This window comes from Telluria mixta (genome assembly GCF_029223865.1).
Taxonomy (GTDB): domain Bacteria; phylum Pseudomonadota; class Gammaproteobacteria; order Burkholderiales; family Burkholderiaceae_D; genus Telluria; species Telluria mixta.
Genome location: NZ_CP119520.1, coordinates 4,189,545 through 4,215,040, shown reverse-complemented (window position 1 = coordinate 4,215,040; position 25,496 = coordinate 4,189,545). Strand labels below are relative to the sequence as shown.

The following is a 25,496-nucleotide window of genomic DNA, read 5'->3' as shown; positions in this document are numbered from 1 at the left end:
CATCGTACAATGACCGGCAAGACCACACTGGAGCGAACATGAAGTGCGACATCCTGACCCTGGCCGGCCTTTGGAACTCGGGCCCGCAACACTGGCAGACCCACTGGGAGCGTAAATACCCGGCCTGGACGCGGGTGCCGCATCGCGACTGGAACAACCCGGACCGGGACGAGTGGGTGGCCGAACTGGATGCCGCCATCGCCGAATGCGAAGGCCGGCCGATCCTCGTCGCGCACAGCCTCGCCTGCATGCTGGTGGCGCAATGGGCCCAGTCCGGATCGAAGCTGAAGATCGCCGGCGCCTTCCTCGTCGCGCCGAGCGACGTCGAAGCCACGTCCTACCCGATCGATGCCAACGGCTTCAAGCCGATCCCGCTGGCAAAGCTGCCGTTCCCGTCGATCGTCGTCGCCAGCAGCAACGACGAATACGTGGCGCCGGACCGCGCCCGCACGTTCGCGCAGGCGTGGGGCAGCAAGCTGGTGGAGATCGGGCCGGCGGGCCACATCAACGGCGGCAGCGGCTACGGTCCATGGCCGGAGGGCGAAGCGATGCTCGACGAATTCTGCCGCGACCTGAACCCGTAACGCCGGACGGCACGATGACCCCGGCGCGGGCCGGCGCGCTCGACGCGCGCTTCTCCCTCTACCTCGACCTCGCGCGTGCCTGCGCGGCGCTGGCCGTGGTGGTGGCGCACTTCGGTTATTTCCGCATCTTCGACGACGCCCAGATCGCCCGCATCCCCGACTTCGGGCGCGAGGCGGTCATCGCGTTCTTCGTCCTGTCCGGCTTCGTGATCGCGTACAGCGCCGAGCACAAGAACCTCACGGCGACGAGCTACGTCGTGGCACGCGCCGCACGCCTGTACTCCGTCGTGCTGCCCGTGCTGGCCCTGTCGTTCATCCTGGCGATCGGCGTGCGGGACCTCCTGCAGCTGCCTGTCGAGGACAGCTACGAACTGCGCCGCCCCTGGCTCTACGTGCCGTTCCACCTGGCCTTCCTGGGCGACGCGTGGGGCTTCGTCGAGCGGCCGCCATGGCTGATCCCGTACTGGTCGCTCGATTACGAAGCCTGGTACTACGTGCTGTTCGGCGTCTTTCATTTCACACCCGGCCGGCGCCGCTGGCTCGCCGCCGGCGCCGTGCTGGCCGTCGTCGGCCCGCGCCTGTGGCTGTTGTTGCCCGTCTGGCTGTCCGGCGTCGCGCTGTACCGCCTGCAGGGCCGCCTGACGTTCGGCCCCGCCCTCGCCCGCGCCGGCTGGGTGCTCTCCGTCGTGCTGATCGGCCTGTGGGGCCGGTTCGATCCGGAGCCGTACCTGCGCGGCGTCGCCAATGGCCTGTGGCCCTTCCCCGGCATCCGCATGGGCAGCGCCGACCGCGTGCTGGCCGACTACACCGTCATGCTGCTCGTGCTGCTGAACTTCGCCTGTGCGCGCCAATCGCGGTTCGACGCCCTGCTCCGGCTGGCGCGCCCGATCCGCTTCGTGGCCGGGCACACCTTCACGTTGTACCTGTCGCACGGGATCGTGATCGGGTTGTGGCAAACGCTGCTGCCGATCGAGCGCGGCGCATCGCACGAGATCCTCGCGATCGGCACCGCGATCGCCGTCGTGGCGCTGGCGCTGAATCCGCTCACGGAAGCGCTGCAGCGGCTGTTGCGGCGCGCGATCGATGCCGGGCTGGCGTTCGGGGCGCGGGGCCTCGGCATCTCCTGAATTGTGGAAGTGTGTGTATTTTTAAGGAAACGGCTGCGTTATGCTGTCCCTTTCCGATTGCACATTTATGCATACACTAACGTGAACATCTTTTCCATCGCCCTGGCCTGCGCGCTGGCGTGCGGGATTACCAGCGCACAGGCCGCCGCACCGGAAGGACCCGCCGAGGAATTGCGCGCACAGATGCTGCGCAGCCTGCACGGGGGCGTGGCGCCGGCCTTCGTGCTCGACAAGGACCTGCCGCTGGACCCTGCGCTGCGCGCCGAGGCGGACCGGCTGAGCGCCGAGCACCTGGAACGCGTCGACAAGCTGCTGCCCGCCTGGCTGGACGAGGAACGCACCCGCCAGACCCGCGCAGGCAAGGCGCCCGCGTCGACCGCGGTGTATTACGCCGTCCTCGCGCGACTGCTCAATGAATTGTCGCTGTGGCAGCTCGAACCGGGCGACGCGCACTACGAGAGCACGACGCTGGCCGTGCTGCGCAGCGCGGCCGGGGTCTGCGACCTCAGCGGCGACTACCGCCTGACCGATTTCGCCAGCCGCATCCTCCGCATCCAGGCCTTGCCGGCGGCGGAACGCAAGGCCATGCTGGCCAGCGAACGCGAACTGCTGGCCCATTGGGGCCGGCCTCGCGCCGAACCCCCGCCCTGGCCCGATCCATTGCCGCAACGGGCCGCATTCGCGTTGCTCCAGCGCGGGCCGGCCGATGCCGGGCATCCCCGGCTGGCGCTGCCGCCCCGGCTGGCGGCGGCCACACTCGGCCTGGGCCGCGACTACACGACCATGCACCCGGTGGAGCGGTGCGCCCTGCAGCAATGGTGGTTGCGCGAAAGCATGCGCGCTGGCGTGACGCCGGCCGCCGCGCTGAACGCCTTCCGTTACGGCACCATGCTGACCGCCGTCGACCGCTTCGGCGATGCGTTCGACAAGCCGGGTGCCGCCGAGAAAAAGGATCCTGCAGGCCCGCCACCCTATCCCGGCATCGCGTCGCACTTCGGTGCAACCGGTGTCACGACCGTGAGCGTGCGCGTGGATGCGGCAGGCAAGCCGGTGCAGGCGGCCGTGACGGGTCGCAAGGTCGACGTGCCGGGCATCCATGGCGTGCGGCCGGTAGCATTCGAAAACGTCTTCGACGCCACGATCGAGACTTATGCGGCCCAGGAAGGCCGCCATTATGACAAGGCGTCAGCGAACGTGCCCTATACGTTCCAGATGGTCTGGCGCCTGGATGGCGACAAGAACGCCACGACGGCGAAAGGAGCCAAACCATGACGCCGACCTTGCGCCGCCTCGTGGCCTGGGCCTTGGGCGCGCTCGCCTGCGCGGCCCTGCCGGGCCACGCGCTGGCGGCCAAAAACCCGCTCACGACCGAGACCGAACAGGCCTTCTGGAAAGGCGATTTCGCCGCGCTGGACAAACAGAACGAGTTCCTGAAGCACGGCAAGCATTTCGCCCCCGACGCCGGTTCCGAACTCGAATACTTCCGCCTGGGCCTGGGCAGCGTGATGCGCACGAAGGTCGACCACAGCGAACCGTTTCTGCGCGAACTGGAGGCGCTCACGCTGCAATGGGCGACCGAGCACCCGAAGTCGTCGCTCGCCCATATCCTGCACGCCGAGGTCCTGGTACAGCACGCGTGGTCGTATCGCGGCGGCGGCTATGCCAAGGAGGTGCCACCGGAAGCCTGGGCGGACTTCCACAAATATCTGCAACGCGCCGCCGAGTACCTGAAGGCACACGCGGACGTCGCCCTGGCCGATTCCTCCGCCCATGCCCTGCTGCTGCGGATCGGCACCGGCCTCGAATGGGATAACGGCACGCTCATGGCGATCCAGCAGGAAGGCCTGAAGCGCAATCCGGACGACGTCATGCTGTACTTCGGCATGCTGACGCCGCTGCTGCCGAAATGGGGCGGCGATCCGGAGACCCTGGACCGCTACATTCGTCAGGCCACGAAGCAGACGCAGGCCGACTACGGCATGGGCATGTATGCGCGGCTGTACGCGACGGCGGCCGACCAGGACTTCGGCCACAAACTGTTCGAGAACAGCCTGGTCGACTGGCCGACGATGAAGAAGGGCTACGAGGACATGCAGGCCCGCTTCCCGAACAGCCCGGGGCGCCGCAGCCACTTCGCCCACATGGCCTGCCTGGCCAGGGACCGGCCCACGCTGGTGGCGCTGCTGGCGGAGCTCGGCCCGAAGATCGACGTGTCGCAATGGGGACCGAACCCCCAGCGCAGCCTGGAGTCGTGCCAGCGCTGGGCGCAGGAATCCGCGGGCGCGCGCAAGGACGACACGAAGCCCGAACAAAAAGGCCGGGCGAACCCGGCCTCCCTGTAACGCCGCCGCCGACGCCTTATTTGGCGCTGGTGGCCAGCAGCATCTCGTTCAACCGCTTCACGAACGCCGCCGGATCCGTCAGGCTGCCGCCTTCGGCCAGCATGGCCTGGTCGAACAGGATATGCGCCCAGTCGCCGAAACGCGGGCTCGCGGCATCCTCGTACTTCAGGCGCGTGACGAGCGGGTGGTTCGGGTTGATCTCGAGGATCGGCTTCGACTCCGGCGCGTTCTGGCCGGCCGCCTTCAGCATGCGCACGAGGTTCGCGGACAGTTCGTGTTCGTCCGCCACGAGGCAGGCCGGCGAATCCGTCAGGCGGAACGTGACGCGCACGTCCTTGGCCTTGTCGGCCAGGGCGCCCTTCATCTTCTCGACGAGTTCCTTGTACTGCGACTCGGTCTCTTCGTGCTCCTTCTTCTCGGCTTCGTCCTCGAGCGTGCCCAGGTCCAGGCCGCCCTTCGCGACGGATGCCAGTTCCTTGCCGTCGAAGTCGTTCAGGAACGACAGCATCCACTCGTCCACGCGGTCGGTCAGCAGCAGCACTTCGACGCCCTTCTTGCGGAAGATTTCCAGGTGCGGGCTGTTCTTCGCGGCGTTGTAGTTATCCGCGGTGACGTAATAGATCTTGTCCTGGCCTTCCTTCATGCGGCCGATATAGTCGGCGAACGAGACGGTCTGGTCCGAGGAATCCGTGTGCGTGGACGCGAAGCGCAGCAGCTTGGCGATGCGGTCCTTGTTGGTGGCATCCTCGCCGATGCCTTCCTTCAGCACCTGGCCGAACTCCTTCCAGAAGGTCGCGTACTTGTCCTTGCCTTCCTGCTCGTCGCTGTTGGCCATCTCTTCCAGCATGCCCAGCACGCGCTTGGTCGAGCCTTCGCGGATTACGCGCACGTCGCGCGATTCCTGCAGGATCTCGCGCGAGACGTTCAGCGGCAGGTCGTTCGAATCGATCACGCCCTTCACGAAGCGCAGGTAGACCGGCATCAGCTGCTCGGCGTCGTCCATGATGAAGACGCGCTTCACGTACAGCTTGATGCCGCCGCGCTTGTTACGGTCCCACAGGTCGAACGGGGCGTGGCCCGGCACGTACAGCAGCTGGGTGTACTCGCTGCGGCCTTCGACGCGGTTGTGCGTGTACGCAAGCGGCGGCTGGAAGTCGTGCGAGACGTGTTTATAGAATTCCTCGTACTGTTCCTGCGTGATGTCCGACTTCGAACGGGCCCACAGCGCGGACGCCTGGTTCACGGTCTCGAATTCGTCCTTGACGACGGTTTCCTTCTTTTCCTCGTCCCACTCTTCCTTCTGCATCACGATCGGCAGCGAGATGTGGTCGGAGTACTTGCGGATGATGGACTTCAGCTTCCACGACGACAGCAGCTCGTCCTCGCCTTCGCGCAGGTGCAGGATGATGTCCGTGCCGCGGTTGGTCTTCTCGACCTGCTCGACGGTGTAGTCGCCCTCGCCCGTCGATTCCCAACGGACGCCGTCCGCCGCGTCGGCGCCCGCGCGGCGGGTCTCGACGGTGACGCGGTCGGCCACGATGAAGGCCGAATAGAAGCCCACGCCGAACTGGCCGATCAGCGCGGCGTCGGCCTGCTGGTCGCCCGACAGCTTGCTGAAGAATTCTTTCGTGCCCGACTTGGCGATGGTGCCCAGGTGCGAGATCACCTCGTCGCGGCTCATGCCGATGCCGTTGTCGGAAATGGTGACGGTCTTCGCATCCTTGTCGAACAGGACCTTGATCTTCAGTTCATGGTCGTTGCCGTACAGGCTGTCGTTGTTGATGGCCTCGAAGCGCAGCTTGTCGGCCGCGTCGGACGCATTGGAGATCAGTTCTCGGAGGAAAATCTCCTTGTTCGAATACAAGGAGTGAATCATCAGTTGCAGCAGCTGTTTGACTTCTGCTTGGAACCCAAGGGTTTCTTTTTCGGCGACAGCCATCTTATATCCTCGTTGATAACAGGGTTGGACAGACCGGTCCGATATTGGGATACCAACAAGGATTTCAAGGCCTATTTTTTCCTCGGCTCATTTTCTTATGCATATATCAAGATTCTCGACTTTTTGATCAAGTCGGCATAACGTATCGGTCCGCCGAAATTTTTTTATGCGGGCGTGTCGAAACCACGGAAGCCCGATCGTCGTACGGACAGCAGCACCGAACATTCACCGAACAGGAGATCATCATGACCCAGCAAGTGCGTCCCATCCCCGAAGGCTTCCACACGATCACCCCGCACCTCGTGTGCTGCGGCGCGGCCGACGCGCTGACCTTCTACACACAGGCCTTCGGTGCCGTCGAGACGATGCGCATGCCCGCCCCGGGCGGCAAGCTCATGCACGCCCAGATGCGCATCGGCGATTCCGTTTTCATGCTGGCCGACGCCTTCCCGGAGTCCAACTGCGTCGATCCGCGGGCGCTGAACAACACACCCGTCTACATCCACCTGTACGTGGAAGACGCCGACGCGGTCTGGACCCGTGCCGTGGAAGCGGGCGCCAAGCCGTTGATGCCCGTGACCGACATGTTCTGGGGCGACCGCTACGGCCAGATCGAGGACCCGTTCGGCCACCGCTGGTCGATCGCCACCCACAAGCGCGACATGACGCCCGAGCAGATGCAGGAAGAAATGCAGAAATCGATGGGCCAGGGCTGCGAAGGAGCACAGCAATGAAGTTCATGGTCATCGTAAAGGCCAGCGCGGCCTCGGAAGCCGGCATCATGCCGAGCGAAAAACTGTTTACGGACATGGGCAACTTCAACGAGGAACTCGTCAAGGCCGGCGTCATGCTGGCCGGCGAGGGCCTGCACCCCAGCAGCAAGGGCGCCCGCATCCGGTTCAATGGAAGCCAGCGCACCGTCATCGACGGTCCGTTCGCGGAAACGAAGGAACTCGTGGCCGGCTTCTGGCTGATCGAGGTGGGTTCGAAGGAAGAAGCCATCGAGTGGTTCAAGCGTTGCCCGAACCCGCACGAGGACGGCGAGAGCGAGATCGAGATCCGCCAGATCTTCGGTCCTGACGACTTCGGCACGGACCTCCCGGCCGACGTGCGCGCGCAGGAAGACCGCCTGCGCGAACAAATGGCGGCACGCTAAGGAGACCACCATGCAGTTCATGCTCATCCGTACCGACAACGACACGCGCGCCGCGGCAACCGACCCGCAGGCCGTGCTGGACGACCTGCTGCGCCGCCTGCCCGGCGGCCACGCAGCAGCCGACGGTCCGCGCGCGCCGGCGCTCGCCCTGGCGTTCGCACCGGACGCCGAAGCCCGGCGCCTGACACTGTCGCCCGGTGGCGGCGAGACCGTGACGTCCGGTCCGTTCCCGGCCGGAGAGCGCCTGCCGGCCGGCTTCGCCGTGTTCGAGGCGCCGTCGCGCGCCGCGGCGCTGGCATGGCTGCAGGCCAATGGCGTGATCGCCGCGGGCGGCGACGTCACGGTGGAATTGCGCGAGACGGGCTGCCCCGGCGGCTGCGCGAGCATCCCGCCCGGCGTGGCCGGCGAGGACACCTGCTACGCGATCCTGCTGCGGTCCGACGCCGGCACCGAGCGCGACGCCATCCCGCTGCAGGAGAAGCTGGACCGGCTGAACGCCTTCAACGCGATCCACGCGGCGGCCGGCACCCTGCTCGCCGGCGACGGCCTGAAGTCCACGGCACGCGGCGCACGCGTGCGCGTGGCGAACGGCGGCGCCAGCATCATCGACGGGCCGTTCGCGGAAGCCAAGGAATTGATCGCCGGCTTCTGGATGATCCGCGCACCGTCCATCGACGCCGCCCTCGACTGGGCCCGCACGCTGCCGTATCCGACGGGGCCGGAAGTCGAGGTCGAGATCCGGCCCGTCGCGCTGATCGCGCCGCTCGGCAGGCACGCCCCGGTCGATACCGCGACGGCCCGGCTGCGCGAGGACGCCAGCGTGCGCGCCGAACAGCTCGACGCCGCCCTGCGCGCCGAGCTCGCCCCGCAACCCGCATGGGACCGTCCGTGACATGACGCGCGGCACCCTGCAGTTCGAGATCGGCAAGATCGTCGATGCCGTCTGGCGCATGGAGTCGGCGCGCATCGTCGGCGCGCTGACCCGCATGCTGCGCGACCTCGGCCGGGCCGAGGAACTCGCCCAGGACGCGCTGCTGGAAGCGCTGGAACGCTGGCCCGCGGACGGCGTGCCGGACCGGCCCGGTGCCTGGCTGATGCAGGTGGCCAAACGGCGCGCCCTCGACCACCTGCGCCATCACGCGATGCACGCCAGCAAGGAAGGTGAGCTGAGCTGGGAGATGGACAACCTGCTCGCGGACAGCGGGAGTTTCCGCGACCCGGCCGAACTGGCCGCGCTGACGCAGGAAACGGCCGGCGAGATCGACGACGACGTGCTGCGCCTGATCTTCGTCTGCTGCCACCCCGTGCTGTCGGCCGAGGCGCGCGCGGCGCTGGCGCTGAAGCTGCTGGGCGGCCTCGCCACCGGAGAGATTGCCCGCGCCTTCCTCGTACCCGAGGCCACCGTGGCCCAGCGCATCGTGCGCGCCAAGCGCACCCTGGCGGAAGCGCGCGTGCCGTTCGAGGTGCCGCGCGGGGAAGAACTCAGGCCGCGCCTCGCGTCCGTGCTGCAGGTGATCTACCTGATCTACAACGAAGGCTATTCCGCGAGCGCGGGCAACGAATGGCTGCGGCCGACCCTGTGCCGCGAAGCGCTGCGCCTGGGCCGCGTGCTGGCGGAACTGATGCCCGACGAGGGCGAAGTGCACGGCCTCGTCGCGCTGATGGAGATCCAGTCCTCGCGCGAGCGCGCACGCACTGGCCCGGACGGCGCGCCGATCCTGCTGATGGACCAGGACCGCTCGCGCTGGGACCGCCTGCTGATCGGCCGCGGGCTGGCCGCGCTCGACCGCGCGGGCCGGCTCGGCGCTCTCGGTCCCTACGCGCTGCAGGCCGCCATCGCCGCCTGCCATGCGCGCGCCCTCACGCCGGAAGCGACGGACTGGGCCCGCATCGCCGCGTTGTACGACGCGCTGTCCCAGCTGACGCCGTCGCCCGTCGTGGAACTGAACCGCGCCGTGGCGCTGGGCATGGCCTATGGCCCCGACGCGGGCCTGGCCCTCGCCGACGCCCTGCTGGACGTGCCGGCGCTGCGCAACTATCACCTGCTGCCGAGCGTGCGCGGCGACCTGCTGGCGAAACTGGGCCGGCACGCCGAAGCGAAGGCGGAGTTCGAACGGGCGGCCAGCCTCACGCAGAACGAGCGCGAACAGGCGCTGCTGCTGGAGCGGGCACGGTCGAGCGCACTACTGGAAAAATAGACCCGTGGACAAAATCGACCTCAAGAAAGACCTCAAGCATCTTTACCAGCCGTCCGCGCGCGACGTCGTGCAGGTCGACGTCCCCGCCTTCCGCTACCTGATGATCGACGGCGCGGGCGATCCGAACACGTCGCCGCACTACGCGCGGGCCGTGGAAGCGCTGTTCTCCGTGTCCTATACGGCCAAATTCATGGCCAGGAAGGGACCGGCAGCCATCGACTACGCGGTGATGCCGCTCGAAGGCCTGTGGTGGTCGGACGACATGGCGTCGTTCGTCGCCGACGACCGGACGAAGTGGCAATGGACGATGATGATCCACCAGCCGGCGTTCGTGGACGAGTCGCTGCTGCGCGATGCCATGGCGGAGGTGAAGCGCAAGAAGGGCCTGGAAGCCATCGACATGCTGCGGATCGAGCGTTTTACGGAAGGCCCGTGCGCCCAGACCTTGCACGTCGGCCCGTTCACCGAAGAGGGCCCGACGATCCAGCGGGTTCACGACTTCATCGAGGCGCGCGGCAGCCTCGCCGGCAAGCACCATGAAATCTACCTGAGCGACATCCGCCGCGCCGATCCGGCCCGGTGGAAGACGATCATCCGCCAGCCGATGGCGTGAGCCCCAGCTGCCGCGACAACCCGTCGGACACGAACGCGGTGAACACCCGGATCCGCTGCACGCGCCTGAGATCGGGATGCGTGAGCATCCACACGTCCGTGTCCAGCGCGGGATCCGGATCGGCCAGCCGGACGAGCCCCGGCCGCGCATCCGCCAGCAGGCACAGCAGCATGCCGGCGCCCAGGCCCGCCTCGACGGCGGCCGCCATGCCCAGCAGCGAATCCACGCTGGCGGCGATTTTATCTGCCGGCACGTGCTCGCGCAGCCAGCGGGCCTGGCGCAGGTGCGCGAGGCTGTCGTCGGGCGCGATCCAGTCATGGTCTCCCGATGATCGCTGCGCCAGATAAGCCGTCGACGCATACGGCGCCGTGCGCAGGACACCCAGCTTGCGGCCGACGAGATTGTCCGGCGGCGTGTTCGACGGCCGGATGGCGACGTCCGCATCGCGCTTCGATAGATTCAAAAAACTGTTGTTGACCGTGATCTGCAGCTGGATGCCGGGGTAGCGCGCGCGGAAATCCGCCAGCACCGACAGCAGCACGGTCAGCAACGTGTCGGTCGTCGTGACGCGGATGGTGCCCTGCAGCGCCGCATCCTGTCCGCCCAGTTTGCGCTCGATGTCCTGCATGCCCTCGCCGATCGGGGCCAGCAGGGCCTGCAATTCCTCGCCGCTGGCCGTCAGCACGTAGCCGGTCTGGAAGCGCTCGAACAGGCGGACGTCGAGCGCCGTTTCCAGCTTGTCCAGCCGGCGCAGCACCGTCGAGTGGCTTTGCCCGAGCCGGCGCGCGGCGGCCGAGACGGACCCGCTGCCCGCCACCGCCAGGAAATATTGATAGTCGTCCCAGTCCATGGATGTGCAAAAACAGACAGGAAATGTCTGAATAAATCGAATGTTCATCCATTCTTGCACAAGCTACGCTCTTCCTGTCAAACACAGGAGGACAGTATGTACACCGCTTATGTCGCCGATACGCCGAACGGCAGGAAACTCATCATCGCGCTGGAAGAATTCGGCCTGGACTATCGGGTCCGCCACGTCGACCTGGGCGCCGGCGAGCAGTTCGCGCCCGAATTCCTGCAGATCAGCCCCAACAACAAGATCCCCGCACTCGTCGACGAGCGCACCGGCCAGGGCCTGTTCGAATCGTGCGCGATCCTGGTCCACCTCGGCCGCGCCACGGGCAAGCTGCTCCCGGATGACGACATCGTCCTGCCATGGCTGTTCCTGCAGGCGGCCAGCGTCGGGCCGATGCTGGGGCAGTTGTGGTGGTTCCGCCATGCCGCACCTGAGCGCAACCAGATGGCGCTGGACCGCTACACGCGCGAAACGCAGCGGCTGTACGGCGTGATCGAACGCCGGCTGGCCGTCTCGACCCATGTCGCGGGAGACGAGTACACGGTGGCCGACATCGCCTTCTACCCGTGGCTGGCGACCTACGACGAACTGGGCATCGACATGACCGGCTATCCGCACGTGGCAGCGTGGCTGCGCAGGATCGCCGGGCGCCCCGCCGTCGAGCGGGCCCGGATCAAGATGCGGAAAGCCTGACATGGCCGCATGGGCGCAACTGTTCGCGGCCGGCGTGCTGGAGGTCGTCATGGCCTTCGCACTGAAGGCATCGGCGGGCGTCACCCGGCCCGTGCCCTCGCTGCTGGCCGTGCTCGCCGCGCTGGGCAGCATCTGGCTGCTGGCCGCCGCCGTGCGCACGCTACCGCTCGGGATCGCGTACGCGGTCTGGACGGGCATCGGCGCGCTCGGCGTCAGCCTCGTCGGTGTCGCCGTCTTCGCCGAGCCGCTGTCGCCCGCGCGGATGCTGTGCATGGCGTTCGTCTTCGGCGGCATCGCCGGTCTCAAAGTCCTGGAGCATTCATGAATACGATTTATATTGTTATCGCCTTCCTGGCGGGCTGCGGCCTGCCGTTGCAGGCGGCCGCCAACGCGCGCCTGGGCAAGGCCGTCGCGAGCCCGTTCGCCGCGGCGACCCTGCAACTGTTCGTCGCCACCATCCTGCTGTTCCTGGCCGTCGCCGCCGGCGGCGCCCTGCCCGCACTGGGCCGGCTCGGACTGGTGCCGTGGTGGCAGCTGCTGGGCGGCCTCGCCAGTGCCATGTACGTCGTCGCGGGGATCGTGTTCATCCCGCGCATCGGCGCCGTCACCACGATCGGCCTGTTCATCGCGGGGCAGGCGTTTACGTCGCTGCTGCTGGACGGCGCCGGCCTGCTGGGCGTCGTCCAGCGTGCGCCTGGACCGTTCACGTGGCTGGGCGCCGCGTGCGTCGCCGCCGGCATCCTCCTGATCGTGCGCGGACAGCGTCCCGCCGCGGGCGCCCCGCCGCGCCGGATCGAGCCTGCGTGGGTGGCGGCAGCCGCGTTGTGCGGCGGCGTGCTGCCCGTGCAGGGTGCGCTCAACGCGGCCGTCGCGCGGACGGTCGGTGCGCCGCTGGTCGTGTCGCTCACGAGTTTCGCCGTGGCGACGGCGGGCATGGCGACCGTACTCGCCCTCGTGATGGCGCTGAACCGCAATGAACGCCCGAAGCTCGGCGGACTGTGCGCCGTGCCGTGGTGGGCCTGGCTGGGCGGACCGGTGGGCGTGTGCTACGTCACGACCGTGTTCCTCGCGTTGCCGGTGATCGGCGCGGCCGCGACGGTCGGCTTCACGATCGCCGGGCAGCAGGTCGTGGCGATCCTGACCGACCGGTTCGGCCTGTTCGGCCTGCCGAAAAGCGCTGTCTCCGGCGTCCGGCTCGTGGGCGCGATGGTGCTGCTGGCCGGCGTCGTGTCGATCAAGCTGCCTTGACCATCAGGCCAATGAGCGCTCGAGGAAGCGCCACGCGGTGTCATCTTCCATGGCCGCCACGTTCAGGCGCAGCTTCGTCGATGGCAGCTGGTTCGGCGAGAACAGGCTGCCCGGCGCGAGCAGCAGGCCCTCGTCCATCGCGCGCGCCGCGAGCACGTTGGTGTCGCGGCCGCAGTCGGCCCACGCGAACATGCCGGCCGTCGGCGCCGGCTCCAGGATCATGCCGAGCGACTCGATGCGGCGCAGCACCGACGGGCGGATGGCGTCCAGGCGGGCGCGGATGCGGTCCAGGTGCTTGCGGTACACGCCCTCGGACAGGATTTTATAAACGACCCGCTCGCCCAGGTCGCTCGTGCTCAGGGTCGCCAGCATCTTGCGGTCGGCCAGGCGCTGCGCGATGTCGCTCGAGGCCGCGATGAAGCCCACGCGCAGGTTCGGCGCCAGCGATTTCGAAAAACCGCCCAGGTAGATCACGCGCTGCAGCTGGTCGAGCGCCGCCAGCCGGGTGGCGGGCTGCGAACCGCCCGGGTGCAGGTCGCAATAGATGTCGTCCTCCACCATCGTGATGTCGTGGCGCTCGGCGATGCGCAGGATCTGGAAGGCCTTCGCGGCCGACAGCGACGTCGAACTCGGGTTATGCAGCACCGAATTGATGATGTACAGGCGCGGCTTGTGCAGCGCCGCCAGCGCCTCGAACTCGACCAGGTCCGGGCCGTCCGCCTGGCGCCGGATGCCGACCACTTTCAGGCCCATCGCGGCGAACGAGCCGAACATCAGGAACCACGCCGGGTCGTCGACGAACACGGTGTCGCCGGGGCGGCAGAATTCGCGTGCGACGAGGTCCAGGCCTTGCGTCACGCCGAGCGTCGTCACGAACTGTTCGGGCGCGGCCGCGATTTCCAGTTCCGCCAGCTTGCGCTGCAGCTGTTCGCGCAGCGGCGCATAGCCCTGCGGACCGGCGTAGTTCAAGAGCGCGCTGCCGTTCTGGCGGCTGACCGCGCGCAGCGCGTTGGCGACGCCCTGCCCGTCCAGCCACGCCGTCGGCAAGACGCCGGCCGCGCTCGTCGGCTGGCCCGGCATCTGGCGGAACATGTGGCGGACCAGCCAGACGACGTCCAGCGCGCGTTTCTCCATCACCCCGGCGCTGTCCGGATCGTCGCGGCGCAATGCCGTATTCAGCGGCGCGCGCTCGCGCACGAAGAAGCCGGCGCCGCGGCGCGATTCCAGGTAGCCCTGCGCGACGAGGCGGTCGTAGCTGGCCACGACGGTGAACGGCGACACGCCGTGCGCGGCGGCAAAGCGACGGATCGAGGGCATGCGCGCACCCGCGCGCAGCTGCTTGTCGTCGATGCGCGCGCTGATCATCCGGACGATCTGGTCGGCCAGCGGTTCGCCGGAATCGCGTGACAGCAATGTCGGTATCGTTGTATCGGTCATTTTTGCAATACAGTGCGTAAAGGATATCGGTAAGTGTATAGGGACTGTACTGCTCTTCGGGACTAGCATAACCCTGACCAAAGTTTGCTGCAACGACAACCGGAGAACGTATGCGTCCCACGACACTCACCCCGACCACACCCCTGGTCACGCCGTCCGACGAAGCGCGCGGCATGCTGCTCGGCCTGATCGGCGTCGCCATCTTCAGCCTCACGCTGCCGTTCACGCGGCTCGCGGTGCGCGAGCTCGATCCGCTGTTCCTCACGCTGGCGCGCGCACTGGGCGCGGCCGTGCTGGCGGCCGGCTGGCTGCGCATGCGGCGCGTCGCTTGGCCGGGACGCGCGGCGCTGCGGCCGCTGACCATCGTGGCGCTCGGCTGCGTGCTCGGGTTTCCGCTGCTCAGCTCGATCGCGATGCGCAGCGTACCGGCGTCGCACGGCGCCGTGCTGGCGGGCATGCTGCCGCTGGCGACGGCGCTGTACGCGGCGCTGCGCGGCTACGAGCGGCCGTCGAACGGGTTCTGGCTCGTCGCGCTGCTGGGGTCGAGCCTGGTCGTCGCGTTCGCGCTGGGCCAGGGCGGCGGCGCGTTGCAGGCGGCCGACCTGCTGATGTTCGGCGCGATCGTCTCCGCCGCGGCCGGTTATGCGGAAGGCGGCCGTCTGGCGCGCACGCTGGGCGGGCAGGAAACGATCTGCTGGGCGCTCGTACTGGCCGCCGTTCCGGCCGCCGTCCTGCTGCTGGCGTTGGAGGGCGAGCAGATCGGCCGCCTGGGCGACGTCGGCCCCGCGAGCTGGCTCGGGTTCGGCTACGTCACCGTCTTCTCGATGTTCATCGGCTTCTTTTTCTGGTACCGCGGCCTGGCGCTGGGCGGCGTGGCGCGCGTGGGACAGGTGCAGCTGCTGCAGCCGTTCCTGTCGCTGGCCGGCGCGGCCGCCCTGCTCGGTGAAACGCTCACGCTTGCCAACGTCGGCTTCGCCCTGGCCGTGATCGCAACCGTGGCGCTGGGCCGACGCATGCAGGTGAGGCGATAATGGATATGCGTCCAGCGCTGCCCTCGCCCGCCGGCAAGTCGTACAATAACGGCTTTCTTTTCAAACAACCCTGGGGAATCCATGTCCGTCTACGACAAACTCAACGCACTGAACATCACCCTCTCGGCACCGGCGACGCCGGCGGCCGCCTACGTCATGTATGCGCAGACCGGCAACACGATCTTCCTGTCCGGTCACATCAGCAAGAATGCGGACGGCACGGTGAATACCGGCATCCTGGGCCGCGACAAGACGACGGAACAGGGCAAGGCAGCGGCGCGCGCCGTGGCGGTGGACCTGATCGGCACGCTGCAGGCGGCCGTCGGCGGCGACCTGAACCGTGTGAAGCGCATCGTCAAGGTGATGAGCCTGGTCGCGTCGACGCCGGACTACACGGAACAGCACCTCGTGACGAACGGCTGCTCGGAACTGCTGGGCGAAGTGTTCGGCGACGCCGGCAAGCACGCGCGCTCGGCGTTCGGCGTGTCGTCGCTGCCCCTGGGTGCCTGTGTCGAGATCGAACTGATCGCCGAAGTGGCGTAAGCTATCGTCCAGTTGCAAAAATTTAACCGGAGCATGCTTATCAGGCGTGCTCCTCTATCGAGAGAGCAGCCTACCCGGCGTGCTTTATAATGGCCGACGCACCATCGTGGCCCTTCCTGTGAGACCAGTATGAAAATCGAAAATCCCAATCCCATCCAGTGGCAGTTCTCGGAGCGCGCCCAGCAGCTGCAAAGCTCGGCAATCCGCGAGATCCTGAAGATCACCCAGCGTCCGGAAATCATTTCCTTCGCCGGCGGCCTGCCCTCGCCCGCCACCTTCCCCGTCGAACGCATGAAGGCGGCCTACGACAAAGTACTGTCCGAGAATGGCAAGCAGGCCCTGCAGTACGGCCCGACGGACGGCTACGCGCCGCTGCGCGAATGGGTGGCGAATTACTTGTCCACGGAAGGCAGCAAGATCGTTCCGGAACAGATCCTGATGGTGTCCGGCTCGCAGCAGGCCCTCGACCTGCTGGGTAAAGTCCTGATCGACGAAGGCTCGCGCGTGCTGGTGGAAACCCCCAGCTACCTCGGCGCGCTGCAAGCCTTCTCGGTCTACCGCCCGGAATTCCAGTCGGTGGAGACGGACGACCACGGCCTCGTGCCGTCGTCGATCGAGCCGCTGGCCAAGGGTGCGCGCCTGCTGTATTCGCTGCCGAACTTCCAGAACCCGACCGGCCGCTCGCTGTCGATCGAACGCCGCCGCGAACTGGTGGAAACCTGCGCCCGCCTCGGCCTGCCGCTGATCGAGGACGATCCGTACGGCGCGCTGTCGTACAAGGGCGAGCCGATGCCGCGCATGCTGTCGATGAACCCGGACGGCGTCATCTACATGGGCTCGTTCTCGAAAGTGCTGACGCCAGGCATCCGCCTGGGCTACGTCGTCGCCCCGCTGCCGCTCGTGCGCCGCCTCGAGCTGGCCAAGCAGGCCGCCGACCTGCACACCGCCACCTTGACGCAGATGGTCGTGCACGAAGTCGTCAAGGACGGCTTCCTGAACGAACACATCCCGACCATCCGCAACCTGTACGCGAACCAGTGCCAGGTGATGCTGGACGCGATGGCCGAGCAGTTCCCGGAAGGCGTGACATGGACCCGTCCGGAAGGCGGCATGTTCATCTGGGTCACGCTGCCGAAGCACATCGACGCGATGAAACTGCTGGACCAGGCGATCGCCGCCCGCGTCGCGTTCGTCCCGGGCGCCCCGTTCTATGCGAACAAGCCGGAAACGAACACGCTGCGTCTGTCGTTCGTCACCGTGCCGCCAGAACGCATCCGCGAAGGCATTGCGACGCTCGGCAAGCTGATCAAGGACCAGATGTAAGCGCTTGTGCCAGCCCGGCGGCAGAAATGCCGCCGGGCATCAACAATTGTTGAACAAGCCAAACACTTGTAAGTTGCGCAAAAGTTACAAATTTTTCCAGTTGTAAAAGAACTTATTGCCCTATGTCAGCTCTGCGGGTGTATGATTTTGCACGCAATATCAACGTGCAGTCCCCGCAAAGCACCGTATGACCAACCCAGCGCCCGTGCCGCTTGCCGACCCGCGCAAGCCCGCCATTCTCATCGTCGACGACGCACCCGACAACCTCGGCATGCTGCGTTCGATGATGCTGCGTCAAGGCTACCAGACGTTCGTCGCCACTTCCGGCGACCGCGCGCTGGACATCGCCCAACGCGTCAAGCCGGACCTGATCCTGCTGGACATCGTCATGCCCGGCATCGACGGCCTGGAAACGTGCCGCCGCCTGAAAGCGCATCCGGCCACGACGCGCATCCCCGTGATCTTCATGAGTGCGCGCGGCGAGACGGAAGACATCGTCGCCGGTTTCGACACCGGCGCTGCCGACTACATCCCGAAGCCCCTGCGCCTGGAAGAAGTGTGCGCCCGCGTGCGCGCCCAGCTGCGCCTGCGCAGCAGCACCGAGACCCAGTCCGAACAGACCGACCGCCTGCGCATGATCGTCAACAGCATGGACCAGGGCCTGCTGATCGTGGAGAGCTGCGGCCGCGTGCAGTACGCGAACCCCGCGTGCGACCGCTACCTGGGCTATGCGCCCGAGGAACTGGTCGGGCAGTCGCTGAAGGATCTGCTGGACTGCCATGAACCCGGCTGCTGCGAAGGCCTCGATGCGCTGGCCTACGGCACGCGCGAGGTCAAGATCCGCCACCGCGACGGCGGCCTGCGCGCGATGGACCTGACGATGACGCCGATGCACGCGGCCGACGGCCTGTTCGTCGTCCTGCTGCACGACATCACGCACCACAAGCAGTCCGAGGACGCGCTGCAGCGCGCCGCGATGCTGGACCCGCTGACCAAGATCGCCAACCGCCGCCACTTCGACGCCTTCCTCGACAAGGAATGGCACCGCGCCATCCGCAACGCCCAGCCGCTGTCGCTGGTCGTGCTGGACGTCGACCACTTCAAGCTGTACAACGACACGCTCGGCCACGCGGCGGGCGACGTCTGCCTGCAGAAGGTCGCGCAGACGCTGCAGGACCACGCCGCGCGTCCGACCGATCTCGCGGCCCGCTACGGCGGCGAGGAATTCGTGCTGCTGTTCGCGGAAACGCCCGCGGAAACCGCACAGCGCCTGGCAGAGATGATCCGCGCCGCCGTGCTGGCGCTGGAAATCCTGAACCCGCGTTCGACGACGTCGACCTGGCTCACGGTGTCAGTGGGCGTGGCGACGATCGTGCCGACGCAGCTCGATGCGATCGACAACCTGTTCGTGTGCGCGGACCGGGCCATGTATGCGGCCAAGGCCGGGGGGCGCAATCGGGTGGAGTCGACCATCGTCGGGGCGGCGTGGGACGTGGTGCAGGACGCTGCGGTGTATTGAGAATCGGGACCCGCGCGGTCAGCGGCGTCGACGGCTTCGAACTGCGCCATACCGGCTTCGGCGACGCACGAGGCGAACCCGGGCATTTCAGCCTGGGCTACGCCATCTGGGCCAACTATCGGTCCATCGTCTACCGTGGCAAGGTGTACCGGCGCAGGGGCTCGCCCCGCGCTACATCGTCGAAGAGTCCGCCCTCGACCCCGCACCGACGGCAGGCACGTCTTCCAGACCGAGCTGCACACGCCGGTCGACCAGGCCCCGACGATCGTGCTGAGGCGCTTGCGCCTCAGTAAAACCGCGTCGGGCCACATCGACCTGCAAGTCGACATCCACTACGGGGCGGCCACTGATCGCCCTGGCAAACCCATGTCTGCGTAACGATTTCGGGCGACCATTCAGACAGGGTTGAACTGATCCGCAACCGCCGTTTGGCGGAAGAACCGCTCCACTTCGGCTGCCGGGTAGTGCGAGAACCGGGCCGTGCGCAGATGGGGGCACTGCTCCAGCGGGACGAGCGACTTGTCGGGCGGGCAGATGCCAAGGAGTTCCAGATGGGCGAGCGCCGGCAGTGCCGCCAGCGGTTCGAGCGAGCGGACGGTCGTCGTCTTGCCGGAAGCGTCCCAGCTCGGCAGCGTCGACAAGGATAACGACGTCAGCTGCGTCAGCCCGGCCAATGGTTCGATATCGCTGACCTTTGGCATATGCATGATACGCAGATGGCGCAGCTGTTCGAGCCGTCCGAGGAACTCGAGCGACGCATCGGGAAACGTGGCGATCACGAGTCGTTCCAGGTGGCGCAGCCCGGCCAGCGGTGCGAGACTCGCATACCGGCAATGCCATATCGTTGCCTGGCGCACGGCATCGGGATCGGCAACGGATGGGAATGTGCGGGCCGGGTCCCGCATCAACTCGAGGTGGTCCATCACGACGCAAGCGCTTGTACATAGTTGCGCTTTGTGGTCTCGCACAAGGTGCACAGCATTGCAGCCATTCGATCATTCATGCCAGCGATCGTCCCAGTGAATTCCTCATACGCTGCAATCAGTTTTTCGTACTTTGTCTTTGCGGTAGTCATCATCGCTCAGGATACCCCGTAATCTCCGCAATCTCCCGATACAACGGCTGCAACTGCCGATACATCTTCAGATAGACCTGCCGGTACAGCCGATCGTACACGTCGCGGTGCGCCGGCACGGGCTCGAACACGCGCCCCACCCGCGTCATCGCCCCGATCGCCGTCGCGAAGTCGCGGTGCAGGCCCAGGCCCACCGCCGCGTCGATGGCGGCCCCCAGGCCCGACGTCTCGTAGACGTGCGGCCGCGCCGTCGGCAGGCCGAAGATGTCGGCCGTCAGCTGCATCGCGCAATCGCTCTGCGAACCGCCGCCGGACACGCGCAGTTCCGTGATCGCCACGCCGCTTCTCTTCTCGATGCGCTCCTTCCCTTCGCGCAGCGCGTACGCGAGGCCTTCCAGGATCGCGCGGTACACGTGCGCCCGCGTGTGCACGTCGCCGAAGCCGACGATGGCCCCCTTTGCCTCGCGGCCCGGCACGCGGATGCCGGGCGTCCAGTACGGCTGCAGCATCAGGCCCATCGAACCCGGCGGGACGGAACTCGCCAGCTGGTCGAACAGCTGCTCGGGAGCGACGTCTTCCGCCAGCGCGCGCTGCTGCTCGCGGTGGCCGAACTGCTCCTTGAACCAGTTGACCATCCAGTAGCCGCGGAATACCTGCACCTCGCTGCTGTACGCGCCGGGAATCGCGGCCGGATACGGCGGTAAAAACGGCGTCACCTCGACGTAGCGCGTCCCCGTCGTGTTGATGGTGGCCGTCGTGCCGTAGCTAAGGCACCCCACGTGCGGCTCGCGGCAGCCGGCGCCGATCACTTCGCAGGCTTTGTCGGCCGCCGCGGCCAGCAGCGGCGTGCCGGCCGGGATGCCGGTGGCGTCGGATGCGTCCCGCCCGATCTCGCCCAGGTGGTCGCCCGGCTCGACGAGTTCCGGCAGCATGCGCGGCTCGACGGCCAGCGCCTGCCACTTCCAGTCGCGCGGACCGGCCCAGCGGCGGCGCTTGTAATCGAACGGGATGTAGGCGACCTGCGAGCCGGACGAATCCGCGAAGCGCCCGCACAGCCGCCAGTTCAGGTAGCCGGACAGCAGCAGGAATTTGTCGGTCGCCGCCCACACGTCCGGCTCGTGCGCGCGGATCCAGTTGATCTCCGCTTCGCCGCGAAAATAATCGATGGTGCCGTCCACGCGCGCCAGCTTGAACGCCGTGCGCCACCCCCACGAGATCGGCGGCACGGTGTCCGTGTGACGCTGGTCCAGCCACGTGATCGCGGGCCGCAGCGGCCGGCCGTTGCGGTCCAGGTTGACGACGGTGCCGCGCTGCGTCGTCACGGCCACGCCCGCGATGGAGTCGCGGCGGACGCCCGGCTGCGTCCACAGGCCCTGGCATGCGCGGCACAGCGCCTGCCAGTAATCTTCCGGATCGTGCTCGGCCCAGCCGGGCTGCGTGGAAAAATACGGGTCCAGCATCACCTGCGATTTGGCGACGATGTTTCCGGCGAGGTCGAACAGCAAAGCGCGCACGCTCTGGGTGCCGTTGTCGATGGCGAGGATCGTCGTCGTATCAGTCTTCATGTGGCAAACCGTGGTGAGTGGTCCAGTGCTCGCGATAGGCCGCGTCTTCCCGCGCCCAGCGCGCATCGTCCCAGCCGAGTTCCGGCTGGCAGATGGCGCGGATGCGCTCCATATGCGCCGTGCCGCCGTCGCGCAGCAACAGGCCGAGGCGCGTACGGCGCAGCAGCAGGTCGTCCAGGTGGTGCACCGCTTCGCAGCGCGCGGCCCAGCGCAGCTCGGCCCACGCCGTTTCCGTGCCGGGAATGCGTGCCAGTTCGCCCGGCAGCGCGGCATCCAGCAGGGCAGCCGCACACGCGCCATAACGGCCGTGGAGGCGCCGCGGCGCACCCGCGCCGACCTGCGGCACAGGCGCAAACACGGCGCAGGCATCGAGCGGATCGTCCCAGCCGGGCAGTTGCTCCTTCACGAGCCGCAGCGCGTCGAGCGCGATGGCACGGAACGTCGTCAGCTTGCCGCCGGCAATCGCAACGAGACCGGCCGAACTCCACGCGACATGCTCCCGCCCCTCCTGCGACGGCGCCCCGCCCTCCTTGCCCGCAATGACGGGGCGCACACCCGCGTAAGTCGACACGATGTCCCTGTCGGTTAGTTGCAGGCTGGGGAACTGCGCCTGCAACGCCATCATCAGGTAATCGACTTCCGCGCGCGTGATGCGGGCCGCGCGGTCCATGCTCTCCGCGTGGTCGAGGTCCGTCGTGCCGACCAGCGTCGCACCTTCCCACGGAAACGCGAACACGGGCCGGCCGTCGTGCGGATGCATCAGGCTGACGGCGCGCGCCAGCGGCAACCGCCACGCGGGCAGCACGAGATGGCTGCCGCGCAGCGGACGCAGGCGGGGGCCGCCACCGTGCAGAGGCCCCGACCACGCGCCTGTCGCATCGACGACGACCCGGGCGCGCACCTCGTAGTCCGTACCGTCGCCGGCGAGCAGCGCCCCGCACACGCGGTCGCCGGAGCGGAGCAGCTCGCGCGCGCCAAGATAGTTGACGGCCGCCGCGCCATGATCGAGCGCTTCGCGCAGCACACGGAGCACGAGACGGGCGTCGTCCGTGCGGGCGTCCGTATAGACGATGCCGCCCGCGAGGCCGTCCCGCTTCACGTTCGGCGCCGCCATCAGGAAGTCGTCGGCATCGAGCCAGTGCCGTTCGCGCCGGCCCGCCATCACGTCATAGATCGCGAGGCCGGCCAGGAAGCTGCGCCGGCCGCGCGCGCCATCGTACTGCGCGAACGCGAAGCCCTGCGGTTCGACGAGACCGGGCGCGCAGGCGAGCAGCATCTCGCGCTCGCGCACGGATTCCGCCGTCAGCCGTACGTGGCCATCCTTCAGGTAGCGCAGGCCGCCGTGCACGAGTTTCGACGAACGGCTCGACGTGCCCCACGCGAAATCGCGGCGCTCGACGAGCAGCGCCTTGAGTCCGCGACGCGCAGCTTCCAGCAGCACGCCGGCACCGCTGATGCCGCCGCCGATCACGAGCACGTCCCAGTCGCGCGCCAGCACGTCCCCGAGGCCCGCGCGGCCGCCTTGCCGCCACAGCGCGGAGAACGCGCCGCTCACGGCGTCACCAGCTTGCCCGGGTTCATGCGGCCGTCCGGGTCGAATTCGCGGAACAAGGTGCGCAGCGCGGCCATGCCCAGCGCTCCCTTTTCGTGCGCGAGCCACGGCGCGTGGTCGCGGCCCACGCCGTGCTGGTGGCTGATCGTGCCGCCGCTCGCGACGATCGTCTCGGACACGGCCGTCTTCAACAGCCGCCAGCGCGCGAGGTCGGCGTCGTAATCACCGGCGAGCCGCCAGATGAACGTCGAGTAGACACTCGCGCCCTGCGGATACAGGTGCGAGAGATGCGTGTACGCGTGCACCCTTTCGCCGTCGCGCGCGAGCGCATCGTGCGCGGCCCGTTCGATGGCGTGCATGGCGGGCGTGACGCGGGGCCAGTCCAGCGCCGTCTCCACCGTATCGATCGCATAGCCGTGCGCCCACGCGCTGTTGCGCAGGTAGACGTTGCGGAAGCGGTTGCGCTTCCACCGCTCGCCGAGTCCCCGGCCGACGTGCACGCCGCCATCGCGCCGCGCCAGAGACAACGCGGCCTTCAGGGCGGCGCGCGCCTGCGTTTTTTCTCCGCTCGCGCCCACGAGCAGCATGCATTTATCAGAGCCCGCGCCGCGCAGCTTCAGCCACGCTTCCAGCAGCGCCACCTGGCGGCCATGGCCGGCCAGGGTGAGCATCGTCGCCGTCTCCACGGCGTTCGACAGGCGCAGCATCGACAGGCCCAATCGCGCCTGCACGATGGTGCGCACGGCCTGTTCGGCCGCCGTCCAGTCGGGGAAGAACACCGCGTGGAACGCTTCGTAGTCCGGCAGGCGGCTGATGCGCACCGTGGCTTCCGTCAGGATGCCGAGCCGCCCTTCCGACCCGAGCACCAGCTCGCGCAGGTCCGGGCCGGCGGCGGAGGCGGGAAAGGTCGGGATGGCGAGCGGACCGGCGGGCGTCTCCACGCGGCCGCCGGCGAACAGCTGTTCGATGCGGCCGTAGCGCAGCGATTGCTGGCCGGACGAGCGCGTGACGACCCAGCCGCCCAGGGTCGAATAATCGAACGATTGCGGGAAGTGACCGAGCGTGCAGCCGTGTGCGCGCAGCTGCGCTTCCAGGTCCGGCCCGGCCACGCCGGCTTCGAACACGGCCAGCTGTGCATCCGCATCGATGGACACGAGCGAGCGCATGCGCGCCATGTCGATGCACAGGGTCGGCCGCGCGCCGACGGCGTCCAGGTGCCCGGCGACGCTCGTGCCGCCGCCGTACGGGACGACGGCCGCGTCATGGTCCGCGGCCCAGCGCAGCAAGGTGCGCACGTCGGCACCGCTTTCCGGAAACGCGACGGCATCCGGCGCCGTGCCGATGCGGCCGTAGCGCAGGCGCAACCAGTCCTGCAGGCTCTGGCCCGCCGCGTGCATCAGGCGGGCTGGCGGCGTCGCATCGACCAGCGGATGCGCCGGCAGCCTGCCCGGCGGCAGCGAAGCGCACAGCGTGTCGAACGCCGCGTCGCGCGGGGCCGTACCCGCGCCGATCTGCCCCCGCAGGAAATCCAGCGCGGACTCGCCCAGCGCCACCTCGATCGTATCGTCTCCCCAGCCGTTCCAGCGTCGCATCGATGCTTTCTCCGTATTTATTATGCGGCTATACTGCCTTGCGTCATCACGACCGTATTGCGGATTCATGCCAAGCGCTTGTTCGAACATGCCAGCCACGCCGCCGAGAGTCACCGCGGCCTATCTGCAGCCGCTGCTGGAGACGGCGGCCGCGCGCGGCATCGACGCCGCCGCGCTGGCGTCGGAGGCCGGTCTCGCCGCCATCGCGCCGGATCCGCTGCCGGCCGCCGACTACATCGCCCTGCTCGACGCGGGCAGCCGCCTCGCTGGCGATCCGCATTTCGGCCTGCACGTCGGCGAGCGCGTGCGGCCCGGCACGTACAGCGTGTACGGCCTCGTGCTGCTGGCCTGCCGCGACATCGGCCAGGCGCTCGATCAGACGCAGCGCTACGAACAGCTGGCACACGACCTCGGACGCTCGTGCCTGGAGCCGGGCGGCGCCCTCGCCCGCTACACGTGGACGAGCCACTATCCGCATGCGAGCCGCCACCTGGCGGAAAGCGTGTTCGCGGGCATCCGTACGTTCGGGTCGTGGCTCGCGGGCCGGCCGCTCGCGCCGCACGCCCTCGCCTTCGCGCATGCGCGTCCACTTGACGCCGACCCGGCCGAATACGCGCGCGTGCTCGGCACGATGCCGGACTTCGGCGCGCCCGCGCACACCGCCGACTTCGACGCGGCCCTCCTCGCGCTGCCGCTGCCCGCCGCGGACACCGGCATGTACCCGTTGCTGCAGCAGCACGCCGAACGCCTGCTGCGCGAACGGGCGCAGGCCACCAATGACATCGTCGCGCAGGCGCATGCGGCCATCGTCGAGACTCTTGCGCGCGAGTCGGTGCGGCTGGCCGGCATCGCCGCCGCGCTGGATATGTCGCCGCGCACCCTGCAGCGCAAGCTGGCCGACGCGGGCGCGACGTTCCAGCAGGTGCTCGACGCCGCGCGCTACGCACTTGCGATGGATTACCTGCGCCAGGACGGCCTGTCGCTCGTCGACATCGCCTTCCTCCTCGGCTTCCAGGAACAGAGCGCCTTTACGCACGCGTTCCGCGAATGGTCGGGGATGAATCCCGGCGCGTGGCGCGAGCGCGCGGCCGGTAAAACATAGG

The 25,496-nt window shown here is 67.9% G+C and carries 24 protein-coding genes; 17 read left to right on the top strand and 7 right to left on the bottom strand.

Annotated features, from left to right (window positions below):
- The first annotated feature begins 38 nt into the window (after positions 1–38).
- The 4 genes from P0M04_RS18795 to P0M04_RS18780 all read left to right on the top strand — a co-directional run bounded on the left by P0M04_RS18795 (position 39) and on the right by P0M04_RS18780 (position 4,053).
- The gene (locus P0M04_RS18795) at positions 39–584 is read left to right on the top strand and encodes an RBBP9/YdeN family alpha/beta hydrolase (protein WP_259447569.1); all 546 of its coding nucleotides are present in this window, start codon (positions 39–41) and stop codon (positions 582–584) included.
- 14 nt (positions 585–598) lie between these two features.
- Positions 599–1,711 carry an acyltransferase family protein gene (locus tag P0M04_RS18790; protein WP_259447570.1) on the top strand — a complete coding sequence of 371 codons (1,113 nt, stop codon included), beginning with the start codon at positions 599–601 and terminating at the stop codon, positions 1,709–1,711.
- An 81-nt stretch (positions 1,712–1,792) separates the two neighbouring features.
- The gene (locus P0M04_RS18785; protein WP_259447571.1) at positions 1,793–2,983 is read left to right on the top strand and encodes a hypothetical protein; all 1,191 of its coding nucleotides are present in this window, start codon (positions 1,793–1,795) and stop codon (positions 2,981–2,983) included.
- On the top strand, positions 2,980–4,053 hold the full coding sequence (locus P0M04_RS18780; protein WP_259447572.1) for a DUF4034 domain-containing protein: 1,074 nt from the start codon (positions 2,980–2,982) through the stop codon (positions 4,051–4,053). The genes P0M04_RS18785 and P0M04_RS18780 overlap by 4 nt, the downstream gene beginning before the upstream one ends.
- A gap of 16 nt (positions 4,054–4,069) precedes the next feature.
- On the opposite strand, the gene htpG is transcribed toward P0M04_RS18780, so the two are convergent.
- Positions 4,070–5,992, bottom strand: a complete 1,923-nt coding sequence (gene htpG / locus P0M04_RS18775; RefSeq protein WP_259447573.1) for a molecular chaperone HtpG — start codon at positions 5,990–5,992, stop codon at positions 4,070–4,072.
- 245 nt (positions 5,993–6,237) lie between these two features.
- Here htpG and P0M04_RS18770 point away from each other — a divergent pair, with 245 nt between their 5' ends.
- Genes P0M04_RS18770 through P0M04_RS18750 form a run of 5 tightly spaced genes read left to right on the top strand, consistent with a single transcriptional unit; the run spans position 6,238 to position 9,959 of the window.
- Positions 6,238–6,726 carry a VOC family protein gene (locus P0M04_RS18770; protein WP_259447574.1) on the top strand — a complete coding sequence of 163 codons (489 nt, stop codon included), beginning with the start codon at positions 6,238–6,240 and terminating at the stop codon, positions 6,724–6,726.
- Positions 6,723–7,148, top strand: a complete 426-nt coding sequence (locus P0M04_RS18765) for a YciI family protein (protein ID WP_259447575.1) — start codon at positions 6,723–6,725, stop codon at positions 7,146–7,148. Before P0M04_RS18770 ends, P0M04_RS18765 begins: the two co-directional genes overlap by 4 nt.
- Positions 7,149–7,158: 10 nt before the next feature.
- A complete protein-coding gene (locus tag P0M04_RS18760; RefSeq protein WP_259447576.1) occupies positions 7,159–8,040 on the top strand; it encodes a YciI family protein in 882 nt (293 codons plus the stop codon).
- 1 nt (position 8,041) lies between these two features.
- Positions 8,042–9,346, top strand: a complete 1,305-nt coding sequence (locus P0M04_RS18755) for an RNA polymerase sigma factor (protein ID WP_259447577.1) — start codon at positions 8,042–8,044, stop codon at positions 9,344–9,346.
- A gap of 4 nt (positions 9,347–9,350) precedes the next feature.
- Positions 9,351–9,959 (top strand): GyrI-like domain-containing protein, encoded by a 609-nt coding sequence (locus tag P0M04_RS18750; RefSeq protein ID WP_259447578.1) that lies wholly within the window; start codon positions 9,351–9,353, stop codon positions 9,957–9,959.
- Here P0M04_RS18750 and P0M04_RS18745 read toward each other — a convergent pair.
- A complete protein-coding gene (locus P0M04_RS18745; RefSeq protein WP_259447579.1) occupies positions 9,937–10,809 on the bottom strand; it encodes a LysR family transcriptional regulator in 873 nt (290 codons plus the stop codon). The genes P0M04_RS18750 and P0M04_RS18745 overlap by 23 nt on opposite strands.
- Before the next feature lie 96 nt (positions 10,810–10,905).
- Here P0M04_RS18745 and P0M04_RS18740 point away from each other — a divergent pair, with 96 nt between their 5' ends.
- Genes P0M04_RS18740 through P0M04_RS18730 form a run of 3 tightly spaced genes read left to right on the top strand, consistent with a single transcriptional unit; the run spans position 10,906 to position 12,756 of the window.
- Entirely contained in the window at positions 10,906–11,508 is a 603-nt protein-coding gene (locus tag P0M04_RS18740) for a glutathione binding-like protein (RefSeq protein WP_259447580.1), read from the top strand.
- A 1-nt stretch (position 11,509) separates the two neighbouring features.
- On the top strand, positions 11,510–11,833 hold the full coding sequence (locus P0M04_RS18735; RefSeq protein WP_259447581.1) for a DMT family transporter: 324 nt from the start codon (positions 11,510–11,512) through the stop codon (positions 11,831–11,833).
- Positions 11,830–12,756 (top strand): DMT family transporter, encoded by a 927-nt coding sequence (locus P0M04_RS18730; protein ID WP_259447582.1) that lies wholly within the window; start codon positions 11,830–11,832, stop codon positions 12,754–12,756. The genes P0M04_RS18735 and P0M04_RS18730 overlap by 4 nt, the downstream gene beginning before the upstream one ends.
- Before the next feature lie 3 nt (positions 12,757–12,759).
- On the opposite strand, the gene P0M04_RS18725 is transcribed toward P0M04_RS18730, so the two are convergent.
- Positions 12,760–14,193: an aminotransferase-like domain-containing protein gene (locus tag P0M04_RS18725; RefSeq protein WP_259447583.1), complete on the bottom strand. Its 1,434-nt coding sequence runs from the start codon at positions 14,191–14,193 to the stop codon at positions 12,760–12,762.
- A 110-nt stretch (positions 14,194–14,303) separates the two neighbouring features.
- Between P0M04_RS18725 and P0M04_RS18720 the strand changes: the two genes are divergently transcribed.
- The 4 genes from P0M04_RS18720 to P0M04_RS18705 all read left to right on the top strand — a co-directional run bounded on the left by P0M04_RS18720 (position 14,304) and on the right by P0M04_RS18705 (position 18,609).
- Positions 14,304–15,224 carry a DMT family transporter gene (locus P0M04_RS18720; protein ID WP_259447584.1) on the top strand — a complete coding sequence of 307 codons (921 nt, stop codon included), beginning with the start codon at positions 14,304–14,306 and terminating at the stop codon, positions 15,222–15,224.
- 81 nt (positions 15,225–15,305) lie between these two features.
- Complete coding sequence (locus tag P0M04_RS18715) at positions 15,306–15,767, top strand: RidA family protein (protein ID WP_105375586.1); 462 nt, start codon at positions 15,306–15,308, stop codon at positions 15,765–15,767.
- Between the two features lie 129 nt (positions 15,768–15,896).
- The gene (locus P0M04_RS18710) at positions 15,897–17,090 is read left to right on the top strand and encodes an aminotransferase-like domain-containing protein (RefSeq protein WP_259447585.1); all 1,194 of its coding nucleotides are present in this window, start codon (positions 15,897–15,899) and stop codon (positions 17,088–17,090) included.
- A gap of 187 nt (positions 17,091–17,277) precedes the next feature.
- The gene (locus P0M04_RS18705; RefSeq protein ID WP_259447586.1) at positions 17,278–18,609 is read left to right on the top strand and encodes a diguanylate cyclase; all 1,332 of its coding nucleotides are present in this window, start codon (positions 17,278–17,280) and stop codon (positions 18,607–18,609) included.
- Between the two features lie 395 nt (positions 18,610–19,004).
- Here P0M04_RS18705 and P0M04_RS18700 read toward each other — a convergent pair whose 3' ends face one another.
- From P0M04_RS18700 to P0M04_RS18685, 4 genes are all read right to left on the bottom strand, one after another.
- Positions 19,005–19,532 (bottom strand): hypothetical protein, encoded by a 528-nt coding sequence (locus P0M04_RS18700; RefSeq protein WP_259447587.1) that lies wholly within the window; start codon positions 19,530–19,532, stop codon positions 19,005–19,007.
- 151 nt (positions 19,533–19,683) lie between these two features.
- The gene (locus P0M04_RS18695; RefSeq protein WP_259447588.1) at positions 19,684–21,249 is read right to left on the bottom strand and encodes an FGGY-family carbohydrate kinase; all 1,566 of its coding nucleotides are present in this window, start codon (positions 21,247–21,249) and stop codon (positions 19,684–19,686) included.
- Entirely contained in the window at positions 21,239–22,804 is a 1,566-nt protein-coding gene (locus P0M04_RS18690) for a glycerol-3-phosphate dehydrogenase/oxidase (RefSeq protein WP_259447589.1), read from the bottom strand. The genes P0M04_RS18695 and P0M04_RS18690 overlap by 11 nt, the downstream gene beginning before the upstream one ends.
- Positions 22,801–24,393 (bottom strand): FAD-binding oxidoreductase, encoded by a 1,593-nt coding sequence (locus P0M04_RS18685; protein WP_259447590.1) that lies wholly within the window; start codon positions 24,391–24,393, stop codon positions 22,801–22,803. The genes P0M04_RS18690 and P0M04_RS18685 overlap by 4 nt, the downstream gene beginning before the upstream one ends.
- 88 nt (positions 24,394–24,481) lie before the next feature.
- Between P0M04_RS18685 and P0M04_RS18680 the strand changes: the two genes are divergently transcribed.
- Positions 24,482–25,495, top strand: a complete 1,014-nt coding sequence (locus P0M04_RS18680) for an AraC family transcriptional regulator (protein ID WP_259447591.1) — start codon at positions 24,482–24,484, stop codon at positions 25,493–25,495.
- The last annotated feature ends 1 nt before the right edge of the window (position 25,496 follow it).